Below are 22,051 nucleotides of genomic sequence, written 5' to 3'. Positions count from 1 at the left end.
ATACGGTCGGTGACGGGGTGAGATCCCTCGCTTCCAGTGTGTGCAGCACACGTTCCGTATCGTCGGAACGCCCGACCGACCGGTTCCGATATTTTAAGTACGGAAAGGCGGCCAGACGGAGCGATGAATACTCGGCGAGCCGTCCTCGTCGCCGCGTTCGGCTGTGGTCTCGTCGTCAGCGCGACGATGCTCGGGGGCTTTCCGATCGCCAACGGAACGGCAGTGACCGATCGGCCCGCCGCTCGAGCACCTGCCGACCTGGACGCCAACGCGACCGCCCTCGCCTGTCCACCTCGAGCGGCCGACACGAGTGGAAACACCGGCAGTGATGTCCCGACCCAACCGCGGATCGTCGGCCTCGCCCCGAATCCCGCGACCGACGGCGACGGCGGCGAGTTCGTCGTCCTCGAGACGCCGCCCGAAACCCGACTCGAGAACGTCACGCTCACCGACGGCCACACGACGGCACGCCTCCCGAACGAGACGGTTTCGGGACGCGTCGCACTGAGTACCGCGCCGAACGTCGCGGCGACGATGACCGAGAGACCGGTCCTCGCACTCGAGGGCCGTCTCCAGCTCGCGAACGACGGTGACGACCTCCGCCTTCGGAACGCGACGACCGGGATCGATTCGGTGTCCTACGACCGCGCACCGACGGCGGAGCGATGGTATCGGACGGACCCGGCTACCGATGGTGAGAACGGAGCGAATGGCGACAACGGAAGGAACAGCGACAACGACGATACCGGCGGCCAGTGGTGGCCCACTGGCGCGACCTGTCTCCCCGTCTCGAGTACTGCGGTCGACGAGGCGACGGCGTTCGTCCTCCCCGACGGTCCCGAGGTTCCGCGAGAGACGATCCGAAACGCCGACGACCGCCTGCTGCTGGCGGGCTACACCGTCACTTCCGACGCGATCGCCGCCGCCCTCGTTGATGCGTCCGAGCGCGGCGTCGACGTCGCAGTCCTCCTCGAGGCGAGCCCGGTCGGCGGCACGCCGGCACCGACCGAGGCCGTCCTCGAGACGCTCGAGGCGGGCGGCGTCGATGTTCGGGTCATCGGCGGCGAGAACGCGCGCTATCGGTATCATCACCCGAAATACGCCGTCGCCGACGACCGCGTGCTGGTCACGACCGAGAACTGGAAGCCCGCGGGCGTCGGCGGCGAGAGCAGCCGCGGCTGGGGCGTCCGCCTCGAGAACGAGGCGCTCGCGGCCGATCTCGCGACGGTTTTCCGAGCCGACTTCGAGGGGCGGGACACGACGACCGGGGCGGCATACCGCGCGAACGCCTCGTTCGTCGAGGACGAGAATCGGGGCGTCTCGCCCGACTCTGGGTCCGAGTATCCGACGAACCACGAGCCGGCGACGGTGCCCGTCGAGTCGGCCGAACTCCTGATCGCACCGGACAACGCCGACCTCCGGATGCGGGAGCTACTGGCCGCGGCCGACGACGAAATCCTCGTCGTCCAGCCCAGCGTCGCCGCCGACGTCTCGCTGCTCGAGTCGACCCTCGAGGCGGCCCGCCGCGGCGTCGACGTCAAACTCCTGCTCGGTTCGACGTGGTACAACGCCGACGGAAACGAGGCGCTGGTCGCCGACCTCGAGCGGATCGCCGATCGGGAGGACCTCTCGCTCGAGGTCCGCCTCGTCGAGGACACCGATCGGTTCGCGAAGATTCACGCCAAGGGCGTGGTGATCGATCGGGAAACGGCGATCGTGGGCAGTGCGAACTGGAATTCGAACTCGCTCGAGAACAACCGCGAGGTGCTCGTCGCGCTCCACGGCGAGGCGGCCGCGAACTACTACGCCGACGTGTTCGAAGCGGACTGGGCGGGCGGCTCGCAGTCGTTCCCGGTCGGCCTCGGTGTCGCGGTCATCGTCGCTCTCGCGGCCGCTGCGATCGTCGGCCGACGATACGTCCGGTTCGGCGATCGGGACGCAGCCGATCACACCTGAAGCGCGTCTGAAGAGGCGTGACGGCGGCGAAGAGCGGGACGGTCATCGATGGTACCCTCCAATATAGTTCACTGGCCAGTCTCGACGTAGTGCTGCAGGAAGTGTGTCTCTCTCCGTCGACGTCTCCCAGAAACCGCGATAGCAACCGCTCGAGAGTGTTGAAGTGACGGGGTAGGTCAGTCAGGTGAACACACCCGTGGAAACCACGCGTGCTGAAAGGTAACTGTCTGACCGTGCCGTCTACCCATTCGTCTCTTCTCGCACTATAAAACGCCTCCGGTACACGACCCGATGAGCGGCGGATCCGTCGAGGGCGATCGCTCTGGAAGCAACCATGGAGTAAGCGATTCACGGCTTCCCGTCCGCCCCGTTGGTCGAACACAATGAGTACGCAAACCGAGTCCGCAAACGCTCCGATGTGACGCGAGAAACGGGGAATTCAGTCCGCCCGCCCGCTGGCCTCGAGCTCGAGCAGTTCACAGCAGTCCTGCTCGGCGTCGAAACAGTCGGGGCACTGGTCGGGTCGGTCGATGATCGTATCGAGGCGCTCCGCGACCGTATCGTCGATAACGCTCTCCAAGGCGTGGGCCTCATCGCGAAACTCCTCGACCTCGAGGACGTTCGCGAGGAATCGCTCGATGATACAGTAGGTCTGGAGGGCATTGTGGGCGCGTTCGAGCCCCTCGTCGGTCAGGCTGGCCCCCTTGTACTTCTCGTGGTCGACGAGTTCGCGCTCCTCGAGTTTCCCGATCATCTCGTTGACGCTGGCCGGACTCACCTCGAGCAGGTCCGCGAGCGTCCCGGTCGATGCGGGACCGTCCTCGATACGCTGTGCCAGGTAGATCGCCTTGAGATATTGATCGGCAGTGTTCATAGCGTCCCTCCGTCAGTAGTAGTGCGCGTCGCGTCAGTCGTTCGTGGGTATAACCGAACTCGGGGATCGATGCGCGTCGCGGACGGCATCTCAGCGGCGCTGACGGCCGCCGTTCGTGGCGCGCTCGTCGTCCCAATCATGCTCTGTGCTCCATGATCTCGGTCACTTCTTCGACGCCCTCTTTTTCCTCCTCGCGGATGGCGTACAGCGTCTCGAGCAGCCGGTCGCGGTCGACCGCGAACTCGGCGTCGGAGGCCTCGATCGCTTCGATGAGGTCGTCGTAGAACTTGTAGGCCGTCTCCTCGTTGGCCAACTGATCGTAGAGGACACCGTCCGTGTCCTCCGGGGGACCGTACTGTGCGTCGACCAGTGCATTGATCTCCTCGTATCCGACCGTTTCCGCCTCGAGATCGTCGATCAGCGCCTCGAGTCGCTCGCGGTGCTCGGCCGACTCCGTCGCGGCCTCCGCGAGCAACTCTTCCACCTCCTCGTCGAATTCCGCCCGCTCTTCGGGGGGCAGGGACTCGATGTGGTGGGCGGCGCGTGACTCGACGAGTTCCTCCAGCACGACCCCGATCTGCAGCAATCGGGTCAGCTGGTGGTCGCTCGAGACACGCTGTCCCAGACTCATGGTTCGACAAGGGAGCCGCTGTTACTTAGTCGTCTCGGAGCGCGGGCGGTGAAAACGGGCAGCCGAAAGGGGGAGAACGCAAATCGAAACGAATCGGGGCGACGGTGGTTACTCTCGCTGGCGCAGACGCGCACCGATCAGCTCCGAGAGATCGTCGCGGAGCTCGTCGACGTCGATCTCCTCGAGGACCGGGACGAAGAAGCCCTCGACGAGCATGTTGCGGGCGGAGCGCGGGTCGACACCGCGGGAGGTCATGTAGAACAGGTCCTCCTCGTCGATCTGGCCGACCGTCGCGGAGTGGCTGGCCTCGGTGTCGTGGTTGTTGATGATCAGCTGGGGAGAGGCGTCAGCCTCGCTCTCGTCGCTTAGCATCAGCGTATTCTCGCGCTGGTACGAACTCGTGTCCCAGGCGTCGGCACCGACGTCCTGGACGCCCTCGTAGACCGAGCGGGAGATGTCGTCGATGACGCCGCGGGTGATCAGGTCTGCAGTCGTGTGCTCCGCACGATGCCAGACCTTCGCATCGAGGTCGAAGTGCTGATCGTTGTGGCCGTAGAAGGCCCCGACGATCTGCGTCTCCGAAGAGTCGCCGCGAAGCTCCGTCGAGACCTCGGTCTTGGTCAGCTGCGTGCCGAGGTTGCCCTCGATCCAGTCGATCGTGGCGTAGGTGTCGGTGACGCCGCGCTTGACGGTGAAGTTGTAGGCCTCCTCCGAGAGGTTCTGGAGGCTGCCGTACTGCACGTAGCTGTTCTCGCCGGCGGCGACTTCGACGACGCCGCTGTAGTACTGCTCGTCCTGTTCTGCGCCGGTCGATTGGCGCTCGAGGATCGTGACCGAAGAGGACTCTTCGGTGACGACGAGCGTGTAATTGAACAGCGAGCGGGAGTTCTGCTCGGTTCGGATGGCGACGTCCTCGGCGTCGACGCCTTCGGGCACGTAGATGACCGTCCCGGTACTGAAGAGGGCGGTCGAGAGTGCCGTCAGGTAGTTCTCCTTCGGGTCGACGATGCTGCCGAAGTGCTCCTTCAGGAGATCCTCGTGCTCCTGGACGGCGTCGCTCCAGGATAGGACCTCGGCCTCCTCAGGACCAACCTGGTCCTTGTCCTCGGCCGCGTTCAGCGGGTCCACGAGGGACTCGAAGTCCAGGTCGTGGAGGTTCGTCCAGTCCCGACCCGGCGTCCGGATGACGTCCGGCATGTCGAGCTCCTCGAGTGCTTCGAGGGCCTCGAGACGGGTCTCGAGGAGCCACTCGGGCTCGTCGAGGTCGCCGCTGATTTCGCGTACCTGTTCTTCGGTCAGATTGGCGTGTACCTGTGTTCCTGCGCTCATATTATCCGAGGCTCCCCTCCATCTCGAGTTCGATGAGGCGGTTGAGTTCGACCGCGTACTCGATCGGCAGTTCCTCCGTGATCGGCTCGATGAAGCCGGCGACGATCATCTTCTTGGCGTCGTCGTCGTCCAGTCCGCGCGACTGGAGGTAGAAGATGTCCTCGTCGCCGATCTTGCCGACGGTCGCCTCGTGAGCGACGTCGACCTTCGACTCCTCGATTTCCATGTACGGCATGGTGTCCGACGTGGACTCGTTGTCGAACATCAGCGCGTCACACTCGACGGCGGTGCTCGAACCCTCGGCACCGTCGGCGATGTGGACGAGGCCGCGGTAGTTGGTACGGCCGCCGTCCTTGGCGATCGACTTGGACTCGATGGTCGAACTCGTATCGGGCGCGTTGTGGTAGACCTTCGCACCGGTGTCGATGTCCTGGCCCTCGCCCGCCAGGGCGATGGTGATGTGGGTGTCAGTCGAGCCGCGACCCTTGAGGATCGTACACGGGTAGAGCATGGTCACTTTCGAGCCCATACTGCCCGAGACCCACTCCATCGTGCCGTTCTCCTCGCAGATGGCGCGCTTGGTGTTCAGGTTGAACGTGTTCTTCGACCAGTTCTGGACGGTCGAGTACTGAACGTGGGCGTCTTCGCCGACGAAGACTTCGACACCGCCGGAGTGGAGGTTGTGGGTGCCGTACTTGGGTGCGGAACAGCCCTCGATGTAGTGGACTTCCGACCCTTCCTCGGCGATGATGAGCGTGTGCTCGAACTGGCCCATCCCTTCCGAGTTCATCCGGAAGTAGGCCTGAACGGGCATCTCGACGGTGACGTCTTCCGGAACGTAGACGAACGACCCACCGGACCAGACGGCCCCGTGCAGCGCGGCGAACTTGTTGTCGCTCGGCGGCACGCAGGTCGTCATGAAGTGCTCTTTGACGAGCTCGGGGTGTTCGCGGACGGCCTCATCCATGTTACAGAAGATGACGCCTTTCTCCTCCCACTGCTCCTGCATGTTCTGGTAGACGACCTCGGACTCGTACTGGGCACCGACGCCCGAGAGGGCGTTCTTCTCCGCTTCCGGGATGCCGAGCTTGTCGAACGTGTCCTGGATCTCGTCGGGCAGCTCCGTCCAGTCGTCGACGCCTTCGCGCTTGTCGACGTCCGGTCGGATGTACGGAATGATCTCCTCGACGTCCAGTTCGGAGAGGTCGGGCATGCCGGGCCAGTCGGACGGCATCGGCATGTTGTGATACTGCTCGAGCGCGCGGAGACGCCGCTCGAGCATCCAGTCGGGCTCGTCCTTGTCGTCGGAGATCATTCGGATGACCTCTTCGGTCAGGCCCTTGCCGGATCGGACGGCGGAGTTCTCCTCCTTCTTGAACTCGAACCGGGCTTCAGTATCTGTCTCTTGTAGGTGGTCTTGATCGGAACTCATGATTGATGTAGTTGTGTTTACGGCTGTAGCGTTATTACGGTTGTTCTAGCTGAATCCGGTTACGCGGTGCCGTAGACTTCTTCGCGGACCCAGTCGTACCCCTTGTCCTCGAGCTTCTCGGCGAGCTCGGGACCGCCGCTCTTGGCGATCTGGCCGTCGAGCATCACGTGGACGTGATCGGGCTCGACGTAGTCGAGGATGCGCTGGTAGTGGGTGATCTGGAGGATCCCGGTGCCCTGCTCGTCGCGCAGCGCGTTGATCCCGTTCGACACGTCCTGCAGTCGGTCGATGTCGAGCCCGGAGTCGATCTCGTCGAGGACGGCGATCGAGGGCTCGAGGATGGCGGCCTGCAGTACTTCGTTCTGCTTCTTCTCCCCGCCGGAGAAGCCGGCGTTGAGGTAGCGCTGGGCGAACTTCTCGTCCATCTCCAGCTGCTCCATCTTCTCCTGGAGGATCCCTTGGAACTCGGCGACGCCGACCTCGCCCTCGTCCGCGGGGCCTTCCATCGGCGAGTTCTCGAAGCCTTCGTCTTCCTCCGCTTCGTCGGCCTCCTCTTCCTCGTCCTCGAAGAGCTCCTCGCGCTCCTCGATCTTGGCGTTCAGCGCCGTTCGGAGGAAGTTCGTCATCGTGACGCCCTCGATCTCGGCGGGATACTGGAAACCGAGGAAGATGCCGAGCGCGGCGCGTTCGTTGGGCTCGAGGTCGAGGAGGTTCCAGGTACGCAGATCCTCGTCGATATCGATGTCCTCACCGAACTCGCCCTCCTCTAAGTGGAGGAGGACCTCGCCCTCGGTGACCTCGTAGGCCGGGTGGCCGGCGATGACCTTCGCGGTCGTCGACTTCCCGGAGCCGTTCGGTCCCATCAGGGCGTGGATCTCGCCCGACTGGACCTCGAGGTTGACGCCCTCGAGGATGGTCTCGTCGCCCTCCGCCACTTCCGCATGCAGATTGGTTAGTTCGAGGCGTGCCATAGTATTCTGTCGTCTGAACAGTGGGTCGTATGACTGATAACGGTTTCGTATCCAATTGGATACAGTCTCTCAGAGTCAAAATAAGTTTCTGATTCGGAAACCACTGTTCAGGTTATCCGACACTGAGCCGCGATACGGCCCGTCTATTTCAGTTCAACTGTCTCTCAAACGAGGACCGAATGTGACCAGCGAGATCCGACTGGAGAGCCGTTACACGGCTCCAGTCGCTGTGACGGGACGGATGAGGAAAGGGGCTGAAGTCGTCGATATTGCCGGTTCCGACGAACGAATTCGGGCGCCACTGGGCGCCCAGCTCACATGAACGAGTCGAGTCCTTTCTGCTCTTGCCCGCTTTTCACTTCGTCCCACGAGATATCCAGCGCCTCGAGGATTCGTTCGATCGGCCCCTGGAGCGTCTTCTCGAGCATCTTGTCGTAGTCGACCGCGAACTCCTCGGGGATCTGGTCCTCGTACTCGAAACAGATAACGTCCGGATCGCGCTTGAACGCGCCGTAGAGGGGATCGGTGCGGGCGTCGAACCCCTCCTCTTCCTCGAGACGCTCGAAGAAGGAGGGATCGACGCGGTCGAGGTAGAGCCGCTTGGGTTTGCTCCCGCGCTGGAAGTTGGTGCCGAGCAGCAGGTTGGCGTACTTCGCTCCCCTGACCTGTGCCGTATCGGTGTCGTAGTTGTCCAGTCGCTTGCCGATCCCGCCCGGAATCGCGATGTTCTCGAGGGAGATCTCGCCGGCCAGCACGTCCTCGATGACGCCGTTGACATACTCCTTCGCCCCCTCGATGTCGCCCTCGCGGACGATCATCTCGATGACTCGGTGCTGGACCTCCTTGGTGATCGGCGCGATGTCCGAGCGCTGGTACTCGAAGCCGACGATGTCGACGTCGTTGACGTCCTTCCCCTCTTTCCAGGTGATGTGGCCCGCGTAGCGTTTCTTCTTCCCGGCCTGGAAGAATCGTCGATAGAGCTTCTCGAACTCGATCTGGAAGCGGTGTTCCTCGGCGTTCAGATCGTCGCGCGCGAAGTCGTCGTAGCGGCCGTTGATGTACTCCTCAATCTCGAAAGACTGCTCGAGCGCGTCCTCTTTCGAGACGTCGGGGCCGAGCTCGAGCATGACGCTGTCCGTGTCCCCGTACGTGACCTGATAGTCCAGCTCCTGTGCGGCCGCGTCGGTGAACTCGATCACTTCGCGGCCGGTCGCGGTGATCGCGGACGCCGCCTCCTTGTCGTAGAGTCTGAACTGCTCCCAGCCCGAGACCCCATACAGCGAGTTCATGATGACCTTGACCGCGCCCTGCTGGCGGTCGTACTGCTCGTACTCGAGGCTCCCGGGTTCGTGCTCGTTTCGCAGCTCCTTCTTCTCCTCACGCTCGGCCAGCAGTTCGGTGATCATCTCGCGCATGACGCCGTCCGGTTCCTTGCGGAAGTGAATCTCGTCGTCGCCGATCGGCGCGACGTAGGTCTCCCCGTCGTACTCGTCGGGATCGACCTTGGTCTCCGGCGAGGCGTTGATCGTCGTCATGCACATCGGGTACAGCGACTTCAGGTCGAGCACGGTGACGTTCTCCTTGACACCCGTGATCGGCTCGAACACCGCTCCGCCCTCGTACTCTTCACCGGCCTCCTGTTGGCCCTTCGAGGGAAGGGCGAACCGCCCGTAGGCCTCGTGGAGGACGTACATGTCGACCGCGTCGCCCGGCGTCGGCGCGTCCTCGAGTTTGCAGCCGACGAACGACCGCACTTCGTCCCAGAACGCGATGATCTCCTGCTGGCGGTCGAGTTCGACGCAGAGCTCGACGTCCCGCAAGTTATACTCGAGCAACTGGGTGGGATCGCCCTCCCAGAGGTCGCCGATGTCGCCGGCGTACCGTTCCTTGCCGACGCCCAGCTCTTCCTCCCCGACGGCGTCGAGCCGGTAGGAGTCCAGTTCGGAGAAGACCATCCGCTGGTAGCCGTACAGCAGGTCGAAGACGATCCGTCCCTTGATGTCGGGACCGCCCCAGTTGCTGCGCCAGACCTCGTCGACCCGCGAGAGCCGGTCGATCGAGAGGTCGTACTCGTGGTGGGGCCCCGCGAGTTCCTCGAGACGGTCGAGGAAGTACGGCGCGTCGAAGTCCTCGAAGTTCCAACCCGTGAGCACGTCGGGATCGGTGGTCTCGACGTACTCGATGAAGGCCTCGAGCATGGCTTCTTCCTCCTCGAAGCATCGTACTTCGTGGTCGATCTCGTTCTCGATCGGCTCGTACTCCGTGATCTCGGTCGGAATCTCGCCGTCGCCGATCGGGGCCTCGTAGAGCCACATGAGGTACTCGTCCCGGTAGGAGTCGTGGCTGGTGAGGCAGACGATCGGTTCCTCGCCGTCCTCGGGGAATCCCGAGCGGTCGTCGACCTCAATGTCGAACGTGTTGATCCGCGGGTCGGCCTGCACGTCGGTCGCCTCGACCTCGTCGTGGGGGACGACCAGCGAGTCGTCGTCGGCGCGCCGTTTCGGCACCCGGATACCGCTCCGGACGTCCTTGTCGATCAGAAACCGGTTGGGGAACAGGATGTCGGCCTCGTAGTGCTCGAAGTCGTCACGGATCTGCCCGACGTCTCGCGGCGTCTGGCCGAAGATCTTGGTGAGTTTCTCGCCGCGAATGCTCTCGTAGGGTTCGCCGTCCTCGCCGTACTCTCGACTGCCGGTCAACCGGTCGTACTGCTCTTCGGGCGGCCGCTCGAGCGTCTCCGTCGGCGCGTAGAAGTACGGTTTGAAGCCGACGACCTGCACGTGCTCGAGTTCGCCCTCGGGCGTGCGCCCGAAAACGTGCATGATCGGTCGTTCCTCGTCGCCGTAGCCGGCGATCGTGTAGTCGACCTGCATCACGGCGAGTTCGAGGTCGCCCTCGGGTTCGGGGAGGGTCTCCTCGACGACGTCGATCACCTCCGCAGCGTCGGACCCGCCGTTGCCGGCGATGGCAACCGCCTCTTCGTCCGGCCGGTCGTCGGTCTCCTCGGAGTCGCCGCCGAACTCCGCGAGTCCGGTCTGGCCCGCCTCAGTCATGATACCGAGATTTGCAGTCGGCGGATAAAAACCCCTGCAATCCCCGCCTCCGATACCCCTGTGGGAGTCCGTCGCCGAACGCTTGCGGGAGCAACAAGACATATAATGTGGTAACACATAGCATGAGATCAGGTGATCGATGTGTCCACCCATGTGAACGACGACGCGACGGATCGGAGCGAGCCGAGTAGCGAACCCGCGGGGACCGCAACGATCGAATCCTACGAGACCGAAGACGGTATCGTCTTCTACGACGCCCAGAACCCGCTCGCGTGGGTCGAGACCTCCCGAACGCTCACGCTCGAGGACCTGGCCTGAGGGCACTCGCGAAGCGAACGTTTTTCCGCTCGCTGAGCATCGTCCCGCATGTGGTATTCGACCGGACCGAGAACGAACCCGAGGAGTGGGACCCCGAAGAGGACCTCTACGATGCCGAGAGCGACGGGCTCACGGTCCCGCAGGTGTCGACGGGGGACGACGGTCCGGACGACGATCTGAGCGACTTGGCGGACGCGATCGATCCGCCCACCGTTTCCACCGCCGAGACAGACGTTCCCAGCGACGTTCTCCAGACCTTCTGGGCGCTGGTATTGGTCCTCAACGCCGCCGTGCTGGTCGCGTCACTCGGGCTGTTACTGATCGTATTCGAGGGGGAACTGCTCCGCGGCGGCGTCCTCGTCGCCGCCGGAGTCGTCCTGTTCGGATTCGCCGGTCGACGATACGGGCAGTTCCAGCGGGACGGCGGCGCTGACACGGCGGACGAGCCCGATACCGGCGACGGCACCGACACTGCGATCGATACCGGCACCGACGGCGGGACAGAGGCCGACGCGGGACCGACCGAATCGCGGTCGGCCGATGCAGCCGAAACTACTTCAGGGGGCGTTCCCCAAGACCGGTCACCGGACCCGAACGACAGCCCATGAAAACAGTCGAGGACGACACCGGCAAACGGTACCTGCTTCTCAAGCAATCGGATAGCGCGAGTCTCGTACGCGACCCCAAAAACGGCAACGAGTGTTACATCCAGAACGACCGTCTCGAGGCCGTCGGCGAGGAATCCGCCCTCGAGACGGCCGCGCGAAGCGTCAGTGACCCCGTTCTGACGCTGTTGACGAACGTCCACGATGAAGAGACGCTCGGACTACTAGTCGAGCTCTCGGAGCGAGGCGCGCTCGGCGTTCGCACCCTGCTCGACGGCTACGACTTCTGTGAGAGCGACCTGCACGGTCGGCTCACGGTTCTCTCTGCCGCCGGGCTGCTCGAGGAAACCGAGGTCACCGGCGAACGCGGCTATCGGCTCACCGAGGACTGTGAGACGGCGCTCGAGACGATCCGACCGAGCATCGGATCGGGAACCGAGACGACGGGAGACGGTTCCTGAACTCGAACCGGCCACCCTAACCGTGGACGTACTCGCGCCGTTAGTCGGACGCGAGTAGTTCCGCCTCCGGCGGCTCGCCGCGCTCGAGTCGCGAGCGGTTCGAGGTGGCGTCTTTCTCGACGCGGACGAGCGAGTCGGCCGCGCCGACGAGTTCCTCGTCGTGACTGACGACGACGATCTGTTCGACGCCCAGATCGCGCATCGACTCGACCAGCGAGACGAGCTGGGTGACGTGGCCCGAGTCGAGGAAGACCGTCGGCTCGTCGAGAATGAGCGGCGGCATCGGAGCCGTTCCCTCGACGCCCTCGGCGAGCAGCCGGTAGATCGCACACCGCAGGCTGAGGTTGAACAGCGCCCGTTCCCCGCCGGACAGCTGCTCGGGCTCGAGGGCTTCGCCGTCCTTCTGGTAGACGGTCAATCGGTAGTCGCCGTCGAGATCGATCGCCGCGTAGGAGTCGTTCTGATAGACCAGATCGAACGTCTCGTTCAGCAGTCGCTCTAAGGTCTCGACGTTGCGCTGGCGCAGTTCCGCACGCAACTCCCCGTACGTCGTCTGCAGCGTCTCGGCCTCCTCGTAGAGCGACTCGAGTCGGTCGCACCGATCTTCGACGGTCTCGAGGCGGTCGCGGAGGCGCTCGAGTTCTGCGAGTTCGTTCTCGACCGCGCCGATAGCGTTCTGAATCTCGGTCCGCTGGTCCTCGAGCTCGTCGAGTTTGTCGTCGACCTGCTCGATGTAGGTCTCGGCGTTCGCCTTGTCCTCGCGAGCGGTGTCGACGCGGTCCTCGTCGAACTCCGACTCGAGGTCGCGCTTGCGGTCTCGCTTCGCCGAGAGCGTCTCGCGGCGCTCGTCGTTCATCTCCTGCCAGTCACGTCGTCGTTCGCGAAGCGTTTCGATCTCGCTCTCGAGGCTCGCCCGCTCGTCGGCGATCGCCGAGACGCGTTCGAGGGACTCGAGCGTCTCCGAGAGCTCCCCGCGCTCGGTGTTGATCTCGCCGAGTTCGGCCCGCGCGTCGGCCACCTCGTCTTCGCGTTCGGCCGCCGCGGATCGCTTTTCCTCGGCGTCGGCCGCGTACTCCTCGGCGTCGGCTCGCAGCTGGTCGCACTGATCGCGCCGGTCCGCGAGGGTCTCGCGTTTCTCGGCGAGCAACTGTTCGATGTTGTCGCGGTTCTCCTCGAGCCGGTCGACCCGCCGTTCGGCCTCTCGGAGGCCCTCGGCGCGGTCGATTCGGTCGTCGATATCGTCACGCTCCGCCTCGAGCCCCTCGCGCTCGGACTCGAGATCGGCGAGTTCCTCCCGGCGCTCGTCCAGCACGTCGACGTGGGGCGAATCCTCGACCGGCTGGCCGCACTCGGGACACTTGCCCTCCTCGAGCAGGCGTTCGCCCTCTTCGATCGCGTTCTCGGCGGTCCGGATGTCGGCAGTGACGTCGTTGATCTCCGACACCAGCTCCTCGCGTTCGGTCTCGAGGTCGTCGAGGTGAGACGCTGCCGCGCCGAATTCTACGGGCGCGTCGTCGAACGTCGCCCGTGCGGCCTCGATCTCCTCGTCGAGTTCCTCGAGTTTCGCCTCGCGGTCCGCGATCGTCTCCTCGTCGGCCTCGATTCGCTCGTCGAGTTCGTCGGCCTCCTCGCGAGCGCTCTCGGCCTGCGCCTCGAGATCGTCTGCCTCTTCGCGGAGTCGCTCGATTTCGTTGGTCCCTTCGGTGATCGTCACGCGAACGTCCTCGAGCTCGTCCCGGAGCTCCTCGTCGCGAGCCTCCAGGTCCGCGATGCGGCTCTGCACCGCTTCTCCGTCGGGATCGTCCCCGAGGTCGACGGTTTCGAGCAGCTCGGCGCGTTCGTCCGCGAGTGCCTCGCGTCGCTCTCGGAGTTCGCTGAGTTCGTCGCTCGCGTCCTCGCGCTTGCGCTCGGTCTCGCTGATCTTCGACCGTAACTCCTCGATCTCGTCCGCCAGATCCGCGATCTCCTCGCGGGTCTCCTCGTGGCGCTCGAGGACGTCCGCGGCCGTCTCGAGGGTCTCCCGGGCCTGCTCGCGCTGCGTTTCGTAGTGCTCGATCTCGTCCGCGACGTCGGTACGCCGGGACTCGAGGCTATTCAGTCGCTCGTGGAGGTCCTTCTCCTCCTTTTGCTGGACTTGGTTGCGGACGTCCTCGAGGACCTCTCGCTGGCCGTTGAGGACCGTTTTGACGCCGAGTCGGGCCTCGCTGGCGCGCTCGCGGTAGTCCTCGAGCGCGCCGAGCTGGAGCAGGTCGTCGATCATGTCCTGGCGGTCGCTCGGCGAGGCGTGGATGAGCTTGTTGACCTCGCCCTGGCGGACGTACGCGCAGTTGACGAACGCCTCGGCGTCCATCCGCAGGAGTTCGGTCACCTCTCGGCGAACGTCGCGAGCCCCCTCGATCGTCTCGGTCGGCGTCTCGAGGACGCACTTCGTCGTCGTCGCGCGGTCGCCGCGCAGTTTGAGCCGGCGCTCGACGCGGTACTCGCGACCGTCGTGAGTGAACCAGAGTTCGACCTCGGCCTCCTCCTCGCCGGTCGTGATCACGTCGTCCAGCGTGCGCTCGTCCAAGGCCTTCGAGCCGTAGAGCGCGAAGAAGACGGCCTCGAGCAGCGACGACTTCCCGCTGCCGTTGACGCCGTGGACGACGGTGACGCCGCGCTCGAGCGTGAGGTCGGCGTCGCCGTAGCACTTGAAGTTCAGCAGGCGAACGCGGTCGACTCTCACGCGAAATCACCCAGCGAGGCGGTGTCGGCGTCCGCATCGTCGGCGTCGTCGGCCGACCCGGTAGCTGCGTCGTCCTCGGTCGGGTCCGCGGGATCGTCGGCGTCCGCCGGCTCTTCGCTGTCAGCGTCGGCCGCTGCCCGCTCGGTGTCGGCGACATCCGCCGGGTCCGCGCCGCCGTTGGCCGCAGTCTCAGCGGGTTCCGCTGCCCCGTTCGGCTCGGTGTCGGCCGCCGAATCGGCCGCGGAATCCGTCCCCTCGGCGAGTTGGTCGGCGACCGTCGTCACGTCCTCGTCGCTCGGTTCGCGCTCCGGTGCGGGCTCGAACGCCGACTCGTCGTCCTCGAGGAGGTCCCGAACCCGCCGCTCGACGGAGTCGCGGACGTTCGAATCGGCGAGGTCTCCGCTCCGGACGGTCTCGTCGATCTCGAGGGCAGCGTTGCTGAGTCCCATCTCGCGCACTCGCTCGCGGACGGCGTCGTCCGGGTTGGCGAAACTGACCGACACGTCCTCGTCCTCGTCGGGGAGCTCCCGGCGGTCGTTGACGCGGGCGACGAGCGCACCGCGGTCGATCGCGAGTTCCTCGATGGCCGCCGGGGCGATCGGACGGCCCTCGCCCTCGACGGTGACGATGACGACCGCGTCCGCGAGCTCGTGCTGGCGGACCCGCTCCTGAACGCGGTCGATCCCCTCGTCTTCCTCGAGTTCGACGTCGACGAAGACGAACTCGCGGGTCGAGGAGAGGCCGCGGCGGCTGATGCCGACCGCGCCGTCGGCCTCGAAGTCGACGAGGTTGTACCCCCTGTCCTCGCGTTCGCTGGCGCTCGCGCGCTCGGTCGACCCGCAGTAGGTGACCCAGGTGTCGAGCACCTCCACGGTGTCCGGTTTGTGGTTGTCCCCCAACAGGACGGCGTCGAAGTCGACCGTCGACTCCGCGAGGACGGTCTCGGTGTCCCAGTCGGCGTGTGCGAAGGGCTCGAAGAGGCCGTGGCTCACCAGACTCGCGTGATCGGCGTCGGCGGGCACCGCGTCGAAGTCGTAAGTGAGATCCTCCCGGCGCGAGCGGGGGACGAAGTCGAGTCCATAGAAGGCGACGTCGTCGACGACGATCGGATCGGCGCCCAGTCGCGTCGCCAGTCCGAGATCCGCGAAGAGGTCGAGCCACTGGGCGTCGCGTTTCGATTCGTGGTTGCCGACGACGGCGAGAAAGGGGATGTCGGCGTCGGAGAGCGTCCGGAGGATGTCGACGGTTCCCTGCAGATCGACCAAATCCGGCCGCCGATCGTGAAAGAGGTCGCCGGCGTGGATCACCGCGTCGACGTCGTCGGCGACCGCGTCCTCGACGACCGATCGGAAGGCCTCGAGGAAGTCCCGTCGCCGCTCGGGCGAGTTGTACTGCTGGTACCCGATGTGGGTATCGCCCGTATGGATAACCCGCGTCATTGGCCAGTCGTTGGCGAGCCCGCCCTAAAGGGGTTCCGTCACCGGAGTGAAAGTAAAGGCGATAATTCACGCGGAACTGAGGGCACGCCGTTGCACACTGACGACGGGCCGCGAGCCGGCCGTATTGGTCCGTCGATGGGACCGTGCCACTGCAGAAAAACGGACAGCAGTATCGAGACGAAATCTCGAGACGACACGGAGAAGACTCGAAGCGAGAGTCAGTAACCAGTCGGCAGCGGTCGCGATCCGATCGTCAGTTACGATTGAATGTCGAGACTGTAGAGGCGCTTTCGGGCGTCGGAGAACGAAAAGCGCGAATCGATGACGTTCTCCTCGTCGAGACGGTTCAGCGCGTATCGGACCGTTCGGGAGGGCAGCAGCGTCTCGTCGGCGATCTGTTGTTGGGTCATCGTCTCGTTGTACTCGAGGACCTTCGCGACGAGTTTCGCGCTCGGGGGCAGGTCCCGGACATCGTCCCACGTTCCGCGCTCGCTGGTCTCCTGTCGAAGCGGCTCTGAAGTACTCATCCTACCTCCCCATTCCGAATACGAGGTGATAATATTTACTATTCCATTTAATGCTCTACAGTTATACACCGAGCGCGAATGCACCTACCCGAAGTCTCTTATGAACCAGCACCCAAAGAACGGGTGATGAGCGACACCGTGGACGACGTCGACCTCCCATACGACGAGGACGAGGCGTCCCAACAGGAGAAAATACAGTCACTCGAGGAACGGCTGGAGATCCTCGAGGCGCAAAACGAGGAGATGCGCGACAAGCTCCTCGACGCCAACGCCGAGAACAACAAGTACCAGCAGAAACTCGAGCGGCTCACGCACGAGAACAAGAAGCTCAAGCAGTCCCCGCTGTTCGTCGCCACCGTCCAGGAAGTCACGGACGAGGGCGTCATCATCAAACAACACGGGAACAATCAGGAGGCCCTGACCGAGGTCACCGACGAGATGCGCGAGGACATCGAGCCCGACGCCCGGGTCGCGGTCAACAACTCGCTGTCCATCGTCAAGCCGCTCTCGAACGAGACCGACGTCCGCGCCCGCGTGATGGAAGTCACCGAGAGCCCCGACGTCAGCTACGAGGACATCGGCGGTCTCGAGGAGCAGATGCAGGAGGTCCGCGAGACCGTCGAGATGCCCCTCGAGAAGCCAGAGATGTTCGACGACGTCGGCATCGACCCGCCGAGCGGCGTTCTCCTCTACGGGCCGCCGGGCACGGGGAAGACGATGCTCGCTAAGGCCGTCGCAAACCAGACCGACGCCACCTTCATCAAGATGGCCGGCTCGGAACTGGTCCACAAGTTCATCGGCGAGGGCGCAAAGCTCGTCCGCGACCTCTTCGACGTCGCCCGCGAGCACGAGCCCGCCGTCATCTTCATCGACGAGATCGACGCCATCGCCGCCAAGCGGACCGAGTCCAAGACCTCGGGCGACGCCGAGGTCCAGCGGACCATGATGCAGCTGCTCTCCGAGATGGACGGCTTCGAGGAGCGCGGCGAGATCCGCATCATCGCCGCCACCAACCGCTTCGACATGCTCGACCGCGCCATCCTGCGTCCCGGCCGGTTCGACCGCCTCATCGAGGTGCCCAAGCCGAACGCGGAGGGTCGCGAGATCATCTTCGAGATCCACACCCGCGGGATGAACGTCGCCGACGACGTCGACTTCGCCGAACTGGCGGTCGACGCCGAGGAGGCGTCGGGTGCCGACATCAAGGCCGTCTGTACCGAGGCCGGCATGTTCGCCATCCGCGACGACCGCACCGAGATCCGGATGGAGGACTTCCGCAGCGCCTGGGACAAGGTCCAAGCCGAGTCCGACGAGGGCGAAGAGGTCTCGAAAACCTTCGCCTGAACGGCTGACTCGAGGTCGACGACGATTTCTCTCTCTTCGTTTTTCGTTCGCTCGAGCGACTGCGACTTTGTACCACCGAACGCTCGAGGGACTCGACCCCGCTCGTATTGATTCCACGGGATCGGGCATAGACCTCTCTGCAGTGGGTGTGCGTGCCGACGATCGGAATCATTATTCTATTCGACACGGCCGCTAATTTATGGGTAAGGAGATTTCCCTGGACGGGCGGATACTCGCCGGAGTCGCAAACGACGAGGATGGAGAAGTCGGTGCAGACACCGTATTCGAGTTCGAACAGGACGGGAATCGAATCTACGCGAACTACTCCGGTGGTGCGATCGTCGATGGACACCTGGTCGGGACCTTCGATGGGGAGCAATGGGATATTCGGTACGTTCAGATAAACGAGAACAACGAGACGGCTACTGGACACTCTATCGGGGATGTCGAACTGCTCGATGATGGACGCATCAGAGTCGAGGACGAATGGGAGTGGGAGTCAAAAGAGGGGGACGGCGAGTCGATTCACGAAGAGATCGACAGTCGATAGCTGTCTCGGCGGTGGATTCGATCCGTCGATGATCCGCCGGTGATGAGTGTTGCCGTCCAGGGTGGATCTGCTCGACGACTCGCTACTCGAGACCAGGGACTCGACGGAGCTACAACAGTATACCGTCCGTTACAGGGCGGAAAAGACGAGCCACGGCACGATGAACATGGCCAGCGTTAGCACTGCGAGAATCAGTGCGTACCCGATGCCCGTTCCTGCCGCAGTGAGCCACGAGGGATGGTCGAATTCACTGAGATCGACTGGCATGTGTCTGTCATCCGGTGACGAACGCATAAACGTACCGGAACCCCGTCTCTGGAATAGCTGTTTTTCCGATTCGAGCCGCACTTAGCGGTAGATGTTTCGATACCGTTCGCGATACTCCCGGAGGGCGAGTCGGGCCCTGCGCCGCGAGCTAAAGCCGAATCCGATCGCGTCGCACGCCCCGTTGTCACACTCCCATCGGAAGGTCCCGGAACCGGGATCTCTCGAGACCGATACGTCCGTCTCGCACAGCGGGCAGGTCCACCCCCACCGCATATCGCCTGCGTCCACACTCGTGCGACCCATACTCTACGCCGGGATTAGTGTGGATAATCAAAAGCCCGCCCATCGATTTGTGCAGCAGTTATGAGTGACCGGCAGCGTCGACCGACACTGACGCCGGAATCGGGATCGGTTTTCGGACCGCTTTTACCGGGTGACCCGCTACGAGCACCCAATGACGAAGATCGTCGTGGTGGACAATCACGGACAGTTCACCCACTTAGAGCGCCGGGCGCTTCGCGACCTCGGCGTCGACACGGAGCTGATCGACAACGACACGCCGCCCGAAGCCGTCGACGCCGACGGCGTCGTCCTCTCCGGCGGTCCGGACATGGATCGAATCGGAAACTCCGCCGACTATCTCGAGGCGGACATCCCGGTGCTGGGCATCTGCCTGGGAATGCAACTGATCGCCGCGGAACTCGGCGGCAGCGTCGGAAGCGGTGAGTACGGCGGCTACGCGGACGTGACCGTCGACATCGTCGACGACGACGACCCGCTGACCGGCTCGCTGCATCCCGAGACCCGCGTCTGGGCGAGCCACGCCGACGAGGTCACGGAACTGCCGGAAGGCTTCGAACTGACCGCGAGAAGCGACGTCTGCGACGTCGAGGCGATGAGCGACACCGACCGCGATCTCTACGGCGTTCAGTGGCACCCCGAGGTCGCCCACACCGAGGAGGGCGACGAGATCTTCGAGAACTTCCTGGCGATCTGCGAATCCAACTAGTCTCGCAGTCCTCTCCGGTCGCCGTACAGCGCCTGAACGGGCCACTATCGGCCGCCTCAGACGCAAGCCGCCCGCTTATTGAACTCAGCGCTGTCCACTCGGACGAGCGCTTATGACTATAGACTCAACCGAAGACCTCTTCGTAGACGGACTCAAGCACGCGTACCACACCGAACAGCGCCTCGTCGACGCGCTCGAGGAACTCGAGCAGACCTCCTCGAACGAGGAACTCACGTCGGGATTCGCGGAACACCGCGAGGAGACCCAGAATCACATCGACCGTCTCGAGGAGGTATTCGAGCAGGTCGACGCCTCCGCGGAAGGTGAAGAAGACCCGGTCGTCGAGGGGATGATCGAGGCCCACGAGGAGTTCATGGACAAAGATCCCAGTCAGGAGGCCATCGACCGGTTCAACATCGCCGCCGGGCAGAAGTCCGAACACTACGAGATCGCCGTCTACGGGAACCTGATCCCGATGGCCGACCAGCTCGGCATGGACGACGCCGCCGACACCTTAGAGCAGACCCTCCGCGAGGAACAAGACGAGCTCGAGACCCTCTCCGAGATGGGCGAGGAGTTCGATTACGGCGAACTGACGGTCTCGGAGTAAGTCGCTCTATCCTCTTGTTTCTTTCCGGACCGCGTCGACCGGTAGACCGACGCTCGAGTGGTGAGATCCGGAGCCGCGAGTAGCGATCAGTCGCCGCGGCGTTGCACCACGAGATCGGTCACCATCGTCATCACCGCTTGGTCGTCGACACGGGCCGTGAGTTCGTAGTCGAGGTAGCCGTGGCCGTCCGTGTGTTCCGGAATCGTCTCGTCCAGCACTTCGCCGCTGACGGCGAGGGTGTCGCCGGGACGAACGGGTTCGTGCCAAGCGAGCTCGGAGAGGTAGCGTGCACCCATGTTCGCCACGTCGTCCAGATACTCGTCGACCCAGAGGCGCATCGCGACCGCGACCGTGTGGAAGCCGCTGGCAATGAGGCCGCCGTGGACCGATTTCTTCGCGGCCTCGGGATCGACGTGAAACCGCTGTGGATCCCATTTCCGAGCGAACGAGACGATCTCGTCTCTCGTCACTGTCCACCGGCCGAAGGTCTCCTCGTCGCCGATGGCTATGTCCTCGAAGTAGCGCATGAGGAGTCGTTCGGACGCGAGCCGGAAAATCCCACAGTCCGTTCGGTAGTTCGCGGCCGCGGAGTTCGGAGCCGTCGTTTCTGCCGCGAGAGATGGTGACATCAGTGTTAGGTGGTATCCTTCGCGTCCAAAACGCTATATGACCGTTCGGACCGAATCCCCGTACGTGATGAACCCGGCTGATGACACCGCTCGAACTGCAGCCGTATCGCACGCGACCGACGAAGCGCCGGCGACGGAGGTGAGCTGAGATGACGACGAGCGTCCTCGTCACCGGCGCGACCGGCAATCAGGGCGGCGCGGTCGTCGAACACCTGCTCGAGGCCGACGCCGACTTCGACGTCTCCGGCCTGACCCGCGACACCTCCGGCGATCGAGCGCGAGAACTGGCCGACCGCGGCGTGACGATGGTCGAAGGCGACCTGAACGAGACGGAGTCGCTGACGCCCCACGTCGCCGAGGTCGACGCCGTCTTCGCCGTCACGAACTTCTGGACGCAGGGGTACGACGCGCAGGTCCAGCAGGGGAAGAACATCGCCGAGGTCGCCGCCGAAGAGGGTGTCGACCAGTTCGTCCTCAGCGGCGTCGGCAGCCACGAGCGAGACACGGGGATTCCCCACTTCGATTCCGCGTGGGAGATCGATCAGCACGCTCAGGAACTCGACCTGCCGCTGACCGTTCTCCAGCCCGTGTTCTTCTTCCAGAACTTCGAGGCCTTCGCGGAGGACGTCGTCGAGGACGGCCAAATCGCGCTCCCCCTCGAGGAGGGCGTCTCCCTCCAGATGATCGACGTGGACGACGTCGGCCGCGCCGCCGCGGTCGCCTTCGCCAACCCCGACGAGTTCGTCGGCGAGCGCGTCGAACTCGCGGGCGATGACAAGACGCTGGCCGAGACCGCGGAGATCCTCTCCGAGGTCACCGGACGGGACGTCGACCCCGTCCACGTCCCGATCGAGGACGCCTACGACTCCTTCGGCGAGGAGTTCACCGTCATGTGCGAGTGGTTCAACGAGGTCGGCTACGACGCCGACATCGACGCCCTCGAGGAACGGTTCGGCTTCGCATTCACTGACCTCGAGAGCTACTTCCGTGAGAACGGCTGGGAGGACAAAGAGGGGATGGCGTCGGTTCCCGGTTGGGTCAAGGCGATGCAGTAGCCCCTCGGATCGACCATCGATGGAAACGGTCGGGGTGTATCGACTCCGACCGTCGATTCTCCGATTGAGTCGCGAGGCAGCGTCGATTTCCGACCGCTCACGACGGCGGATTCGTTCCGGTCAGGTCTGCCAGGCGATCGAGAGCGACGTGTCCGACTCGATCCAAGCGGCATCGTTCGTCGTATCGAAGATGCGGAGGGTCCCGTCGTCCGCCTCTCGCTCGGCGTATCGGTGGGGTCCGGACGTCGTATCTGACATAGTGAGTGTCA

The 22,051-nt window shown here is 64.2% G+C and carries 22 protein-coding genes; 9 read left to right on the top strand and 13 right to left on the bottom strand.

Annotated features, from left to right (window positions below):
• The first annotated feature begins 123 nt into the window (after positions 1-123).
• Positions 124-1,956 (top strand): phospholipase D-like domain-containing protein, encoded by a 1,833-nt coding sequence (locus LDH66_RS13930; RefSeq protein WP_226481675.1) that lies wholly within the window; start codon positions 124-126, stop codon positions 1,954-1,956.
• A gap of 439 nt (positions 1,957-2,395) precedes the next feature.
• On the opposite strand, the gene LDH66_RS13925 is transcribed toward LDH66_RS13930, so the two are convergent.
• The 6 genes from LDH66_RS13925 to LDH66_RS13900 all read right to left on the bottom strand — a co-directional run bounded on the left by LDH66_RS13925 (position 2,396) and on the right by LDH66_RS13900 (position 10,246).
• Positions 2,396-2,830, bottom strand: a complete 435-nt coding sequence (locus LDH66_RS13925; RefSeq protein ID WP_222919518.1) for a metal-dependent transcriptional regulator — start codon at positions 2,828-2,830, stop codon at positions 2,396-2,398.
• Between the two features lie 136 nt (positions 2,831-2,966).
• Complete coding sequence (locus LDH66_RS13920) at positions 2,967-3,461, bottom strand: ferritin-like domain-containing protein (protein WP_226481674.1); 495 nt, start codon at positions 3,459-3,461, stop codon at positions 2,967-2,969.
• A gap of 108 nt (positions 3,462-3,569) precedes the next feature.
• Positions 3,570-4,790 (bottom strand): Fe-S cluster assembly protein SufD, encoded by a 1,221-nt coding sequence (gene sufD, locus LDH66_RS13915; protein WP_226481673.1) that lies wholly within the window; start codon positions 4,788-4,790, stop codon positions 3,570-3,572.
• 1 nt (position 4,791) lies between these two features.
• Complete coding sequence (gene sufB, locus LDH66_RS13910) at positions 4,792-6,222, bottom strand: Fe-S cluster assembly protein SufB (protein WP_226481672.1); 1,431 nt, start codon at positions 6,220-6,222, stop codon at positions 4,792-4,794.
• Between the two features lie 59 nt (positions 6,223-6,281).
• Entirely contained in the window at positions 6,282-7,193 is a 912-nt protein-coding gene (locus tag LDH66_RS13905) for an ABC transporter ATP-binding protein (protein ID WP_226481671.1), read from the bottom strand.
• A gap of 314 nt (positions 7,194-7,507) precedes the next feature.
• A complete protein-coding gene (locus LDH66_RS13900) occupies positions 7,508-10,246 on the bottom strand; it encodes a DNA-directed DNA polymerase (protein WP_226481670.1) in 2,739 nt (912 codons plus the stop codon).
• A 132-nt stretch (positions 10,247-10,378) separates the two neighbouring features.
• Here LDH66_RS13900 and LDH66_RS13895 point away from each other — a divergent pair, with 132 nt between their 5' ends.
• Genes LDH66_RS13895 through LDH66_RS13885 form a run of 3 tightly spaced genes read left to right on the top strand, consistent with a single transcriptional unit; the run spans position 10,379 to position 11,630 of the window.
• Positions 10,379-10,564, top strand: a complete 186-nt coding sequence (locus LDH66_RS13895) for a DUF7331 family protein (protein WP_226481669.1) — start codon at positions 10,379-10,381, stop codon at positions 10,562-10,564.
• A gap of 50 nt (positions 10,565-10,614) precedes the next feature.
• Entirely contained in the window at positions 10,615-11,172 is a 558-nt protein-coding gene (locus LDH66_RS13890) for a DUF7322 domain-containing protein (RefSeq protein WP_226481668.1), read from the top strand.
• Positions 11,169-11,630 (top strand): DUF7346 family protein, encoded by a 462-nt coding sequence (locus LDH66_RS13885; protein ID WP_226481667.1) that lies wholly within the window; start codon positions 11,169-11,171, stop codon positions 11,628-11,630. Before LDH66_RS13890 ends, LDH66_RS13885 begins: the two co-directional genes overlap by 4 nt.
• A 40-nt stretch (positions 11,631-11,670) precedes the next feature.
• On the opposite strand, the gene rad50 is transcribed toward LDH66_RS13885, so the two are convergent.
• The 3 genes from rad50 to LDH66_RS13870 form a co-directional block, all read right to left on the bottom strand.
• Positions 11,671-14,352, bottom strand: a complete 2,682-nt coding sequence (gene rad50, locus LDH66_RS13880; protein WP_226481666.1) for a DNA double-strand break repair ATPase Rad50 — start codon at positions 14,350-14,352, stop codon at positions 11,671-11,673.
• On the bottom strand, positions 14,349-15,791 hold the full coding sequence (gene mre11 / locus LDH66_RS13875) for a DNA double-strand break repair protein Mre11 (protein ID WP_226481665.1): 1,443 nt from the start codon (positions 15,789-15,791) through the stop codon (positions 14,349-14,351). The genes rad50 and mre11 overlap by 4 nt, the downstream gene beginning before the upstream one ends.
• A 257-nt stretch (positions 15,792-16,048) precedes the next feature.
• On the bottom strand, positions 16,049-16,318 hold the full coding sequence (locus LDH66_RS13870) for a MarR family transcriptional regulator (protein ID WP_226481664.1): 270 nt from the start codon (positions 16,316-16,318) through the stop codon (positions 16,049-16,051).
• A gap of 126 nt (positions 16,319-16,444) precedes the next feature.
• On the opposite strand from LDH66_RS13870, the gene pan1 reads away from it, so the two are divergent.
• Positions 16,445-17,662, top strand: coding sequence for a proteasome-activating nucleotidase Pan1 (gene pan1 / locus LDH66_RS13865; protein WP_226481663.1), 1,218 nt, complete (start codon positions 16,445-16,447; stop codon positions 17,660-17,662).
• Between the two features lie 199 nt (positions 17,663-17,861).
• Positions 17,862-18,212 (top strand): avidin-fold protein, encoded by a 351-nt coding sequence (locus LDH66_RS13860; RefSeq protein WP_226481662.1) that lies wholly within the window; start codon positions 17,862-17,864, stop codon positions 18,210-18,212.
• A 129-nt stretch (positions 18,213-18,341) separates the two neighbouring features.
• Here the strand turns inward: LDH66_RS13860 and LDH66_RS13855 are convergent, their stop codons facing one another.
• Together LDH66_RS13855 and LDH66_RS13850 are read right to left on the bottom strand one after the other, a co-directional pair.
• Complete coding sequence (locus LDH66_RS13855) at positions 18,342-18,479, bottom strand: hypothetical protein (protein ID WP_226481661.1); 138 nt, start codon at positions 18,477-18,479, stop codon at positions 18,342-18,344.
• Positions 18,480-18,560: 81 nt separating this feature from the next.
• Entirely contained in the window at positions 18,561-18,782 is a 222-nt protein-coding gene (locus tag LDH66_RS13850) for an FYVE zinc finger domain-containing protein (protein ID WP_226481660.1), read from the bottom strand.
• Positions 18,783-18,933: 151 nt separating this feature from the next.
• Between LDH66_RS13850 and LDH66_RS13845 the strand changes: the two genes are divergently transcribed.
• Positions 18,934-19,488 carry a GMP synthase subunit A gene (locus tag LDH66_RS13845; protein ID WP_226481659.1) on the top strand — a complete coding sequence of 185 codons (555 nt, stop codon included), beginning with the start codon at positions 18,934-18,936 and terminating at the stop codon, positions 19,486-19,488.
• A gap of 112 nt (positions 19,489-19,600) precedes the next feature.
• Positions 19,601-20,098: a YciE/YciF ferroxidase family protein gene (locus LDH66_RS13840; protein WP_226481658.1), complete on the top strand. Its 498-nt coding sequence runs from the start codon at positions 19,601-19,603 to the stop codon at positions 20,096-20,098.
• A gap of 86 nt (positions 20,099-20,184) precedes the next feature.
• On the opposite strand, the gene LDH66_RS13835 is transcribed toward LDH66_RS13840, so the two are convergent.
• Positions 20,185-20,727 carry a MaoC/PaaZ C-terminal domain-containing protein gene (locus LDH66_RS13835; protein WP_226481657.1) on the bottom strand — a complete coding sequence of 181 codons (543 nt, stop codon included), beginning with the start codon at positions 20,725-20,727 and terminating at the stop codon, positions 20,185-20,187.
• A 149-nt stretch (positions 20,728-20,876) separates the two neighbouring features.
• Here LDH66_RS13835 and LDH66_RS13830 point away from each other — a divergent pair, with 149 nt between their 5' ends.
• Complete coding sequence (locus LDH66_RS13830) at positions 20,877-21,782, top strand: NmrA/HSCARG family protein (protein ID WP_226481656.1); 906 nt, start codon at positions 20,877-20,879, stop codon at positions 21,780-21,782.
• A 120-nt stretch (positions 21,783-21,902) separates the two neighbouring features.
• On the opposite strand, the gene LDH66_RS13825 is transcribed toward LDH66_RS13830, so the two are convergent.
• Positions 21,903-22,040: a hypothetical protein gene (locus LDH66_RS13825; RefSeq protein WP_226481655.1), complete on the bottom strand. Its 138-nt coding sequence runs from the start codon at positions 22,038-22,040 to the stop codon at positions 21,903-21,905.
• Between the last annotated feature and the right edge of the window lie 11 nt (positions 22,041-22,051).

This window comes from Natrinema amylolyticum, from assembly GCF_020515625.1.
Classification (GTDB): Archaea; Halobacteriota; Halobacteria; order Halobacteriales; family Natrialbaceae; genus Natrinema; species Natrinema amylolyticum.
This window is presented reverse-complemented; position numbering and strand designations above follow the sequence as displayed.

Bases quoted from the DNA above. Each gene is read 5' to 3' on its own strand.
- LDH66_RS13930 (WP_226481675.1), top strand. From the start codon at position 124: ATGAATACTCGGCGAGCCGTCCTCGTCGCCGCGTTCGGCTGTGGTCTC.
- LDH66_RS13925 (WP_222919518.1), bottom strand. From the start codon at position 2,830: ATGAACACTGCCGATCAATATCTCAAGGCGATCTACCTGGCACAGCGT.
- LDH66_RS13920 (WP_226481674.1), bottom strand. From the start codon at position 3,461: ATGAGTCTGGGACAGCGTGTCTCGAGCGACCACCAGCTGACCCGATTG.
- sufD (WP_226481673.1), bottom strand. From the start codon at position 4,790: ATGAGCGCAGGAACACAGGTACACGCCAATCTGACCGAAGAACAGGTA.
- sufB (WP_226481672.1), bottom strand. From the start codon at position 6,222: ATGAGTTCCGATCAAGACCACCTACAAGAGACAGATACTGAAGCCCGG.
- LDH66_RS13905 (WP_226481671.1), bottom strand. From the start codon at position 7,193: ATGGCACGCCTCGAACTAACCAATCTGCATGCGGAAGTGGCGGAGGGC.
- LDH66_RS13900 (WP_226481670.1), bottom strand. From the start codon at position 10,246: ATGACTGAGGCGGGCCAGACCGGACTCGCGGAGTTCGGCGGCGACTCC.
- LDH66_RS13885 (WP_226481667.1), top strand. From the start codon at position 11,169: ATGAAAACAGTCGAGGACGACACCGGCAAACGGTACCTGCTTCTCAAG.
- mre11 (WP_226481665.1), bottom strand. From the start codon at position 15,791: ATGACGCGGGTTATCCATACGGGCGATACCCACATCGGGTACCAGCAG.
- LDH66_RS13870 (WP_226481664.1), bottom strand. From the start codon at position 16,318: ATGAGTACTTCAGAGCCGCTTCGACAGGAGACCAGCGAGCGCGGAACG.
- pan1 (WP_226481663.1), top strand. From the start codon at position 16,445: ATGAGCGACACCGTGGACGACGTCGACCTCCCATACGACGAGGACGAG.
- LDH66_RS13860 (WP_226481662.1), top strand. From the start codon at position 17,862: ATGGGTAAGGAGATTTCCCTGGACGGGCGGATACTCGCCGGAGTCGCA.
- LDH66_RS13855 (WP_226481661.1), bottom strand. From the start codon at position 18,479: ATGCCAGTCGATCTCAGTGAATTCGACCATCCCTCGTGGCTCACTGCG.
- LDH66_RS13850 (WP_226481660.1), bottom strand. From the start codon at position 18,782: ATGGGTCGCACGAGTGTGGACGCAGGCGATATGCGGTGGGGGTGGACC.
- LDH66_RS13845 (WP_226481659.1), top strand. From the start codon at position 18,934: ATGACGAAGATCGTCGTGGTGGACAATCACGGACAGTTCACCCACTTA.
- LDH66_RS13840 (WP_226481658.1), top strand. From the start codon at position 19,601: ATGACTATAGACTCAACCGAAGACCTCTTCGTAGACGGACTCAAGCAC.
- LDH66_RS13835 (WP_226481657.1), bottom strand. From the start codon at position 20,727: ATGTCACCATCTCTCGCGGCAGAAACGACGGCTCCGAACTCCGCGGCC.
- LDH66_RS13830 (WP_226481656.1), top strand. From the start codon at position 20,877: ATGACGACGAGCGTCCTCGTCACCGGCGCGACCGGCAATCAGGGCGGC.
- LDH66_RS13825 (WP_226481655.1), bottom strand. From the start codon at position 22,040: ATGTCAGATACGACGTCCGGACCCCACCGATACGCCGAGCGAGAGGCG.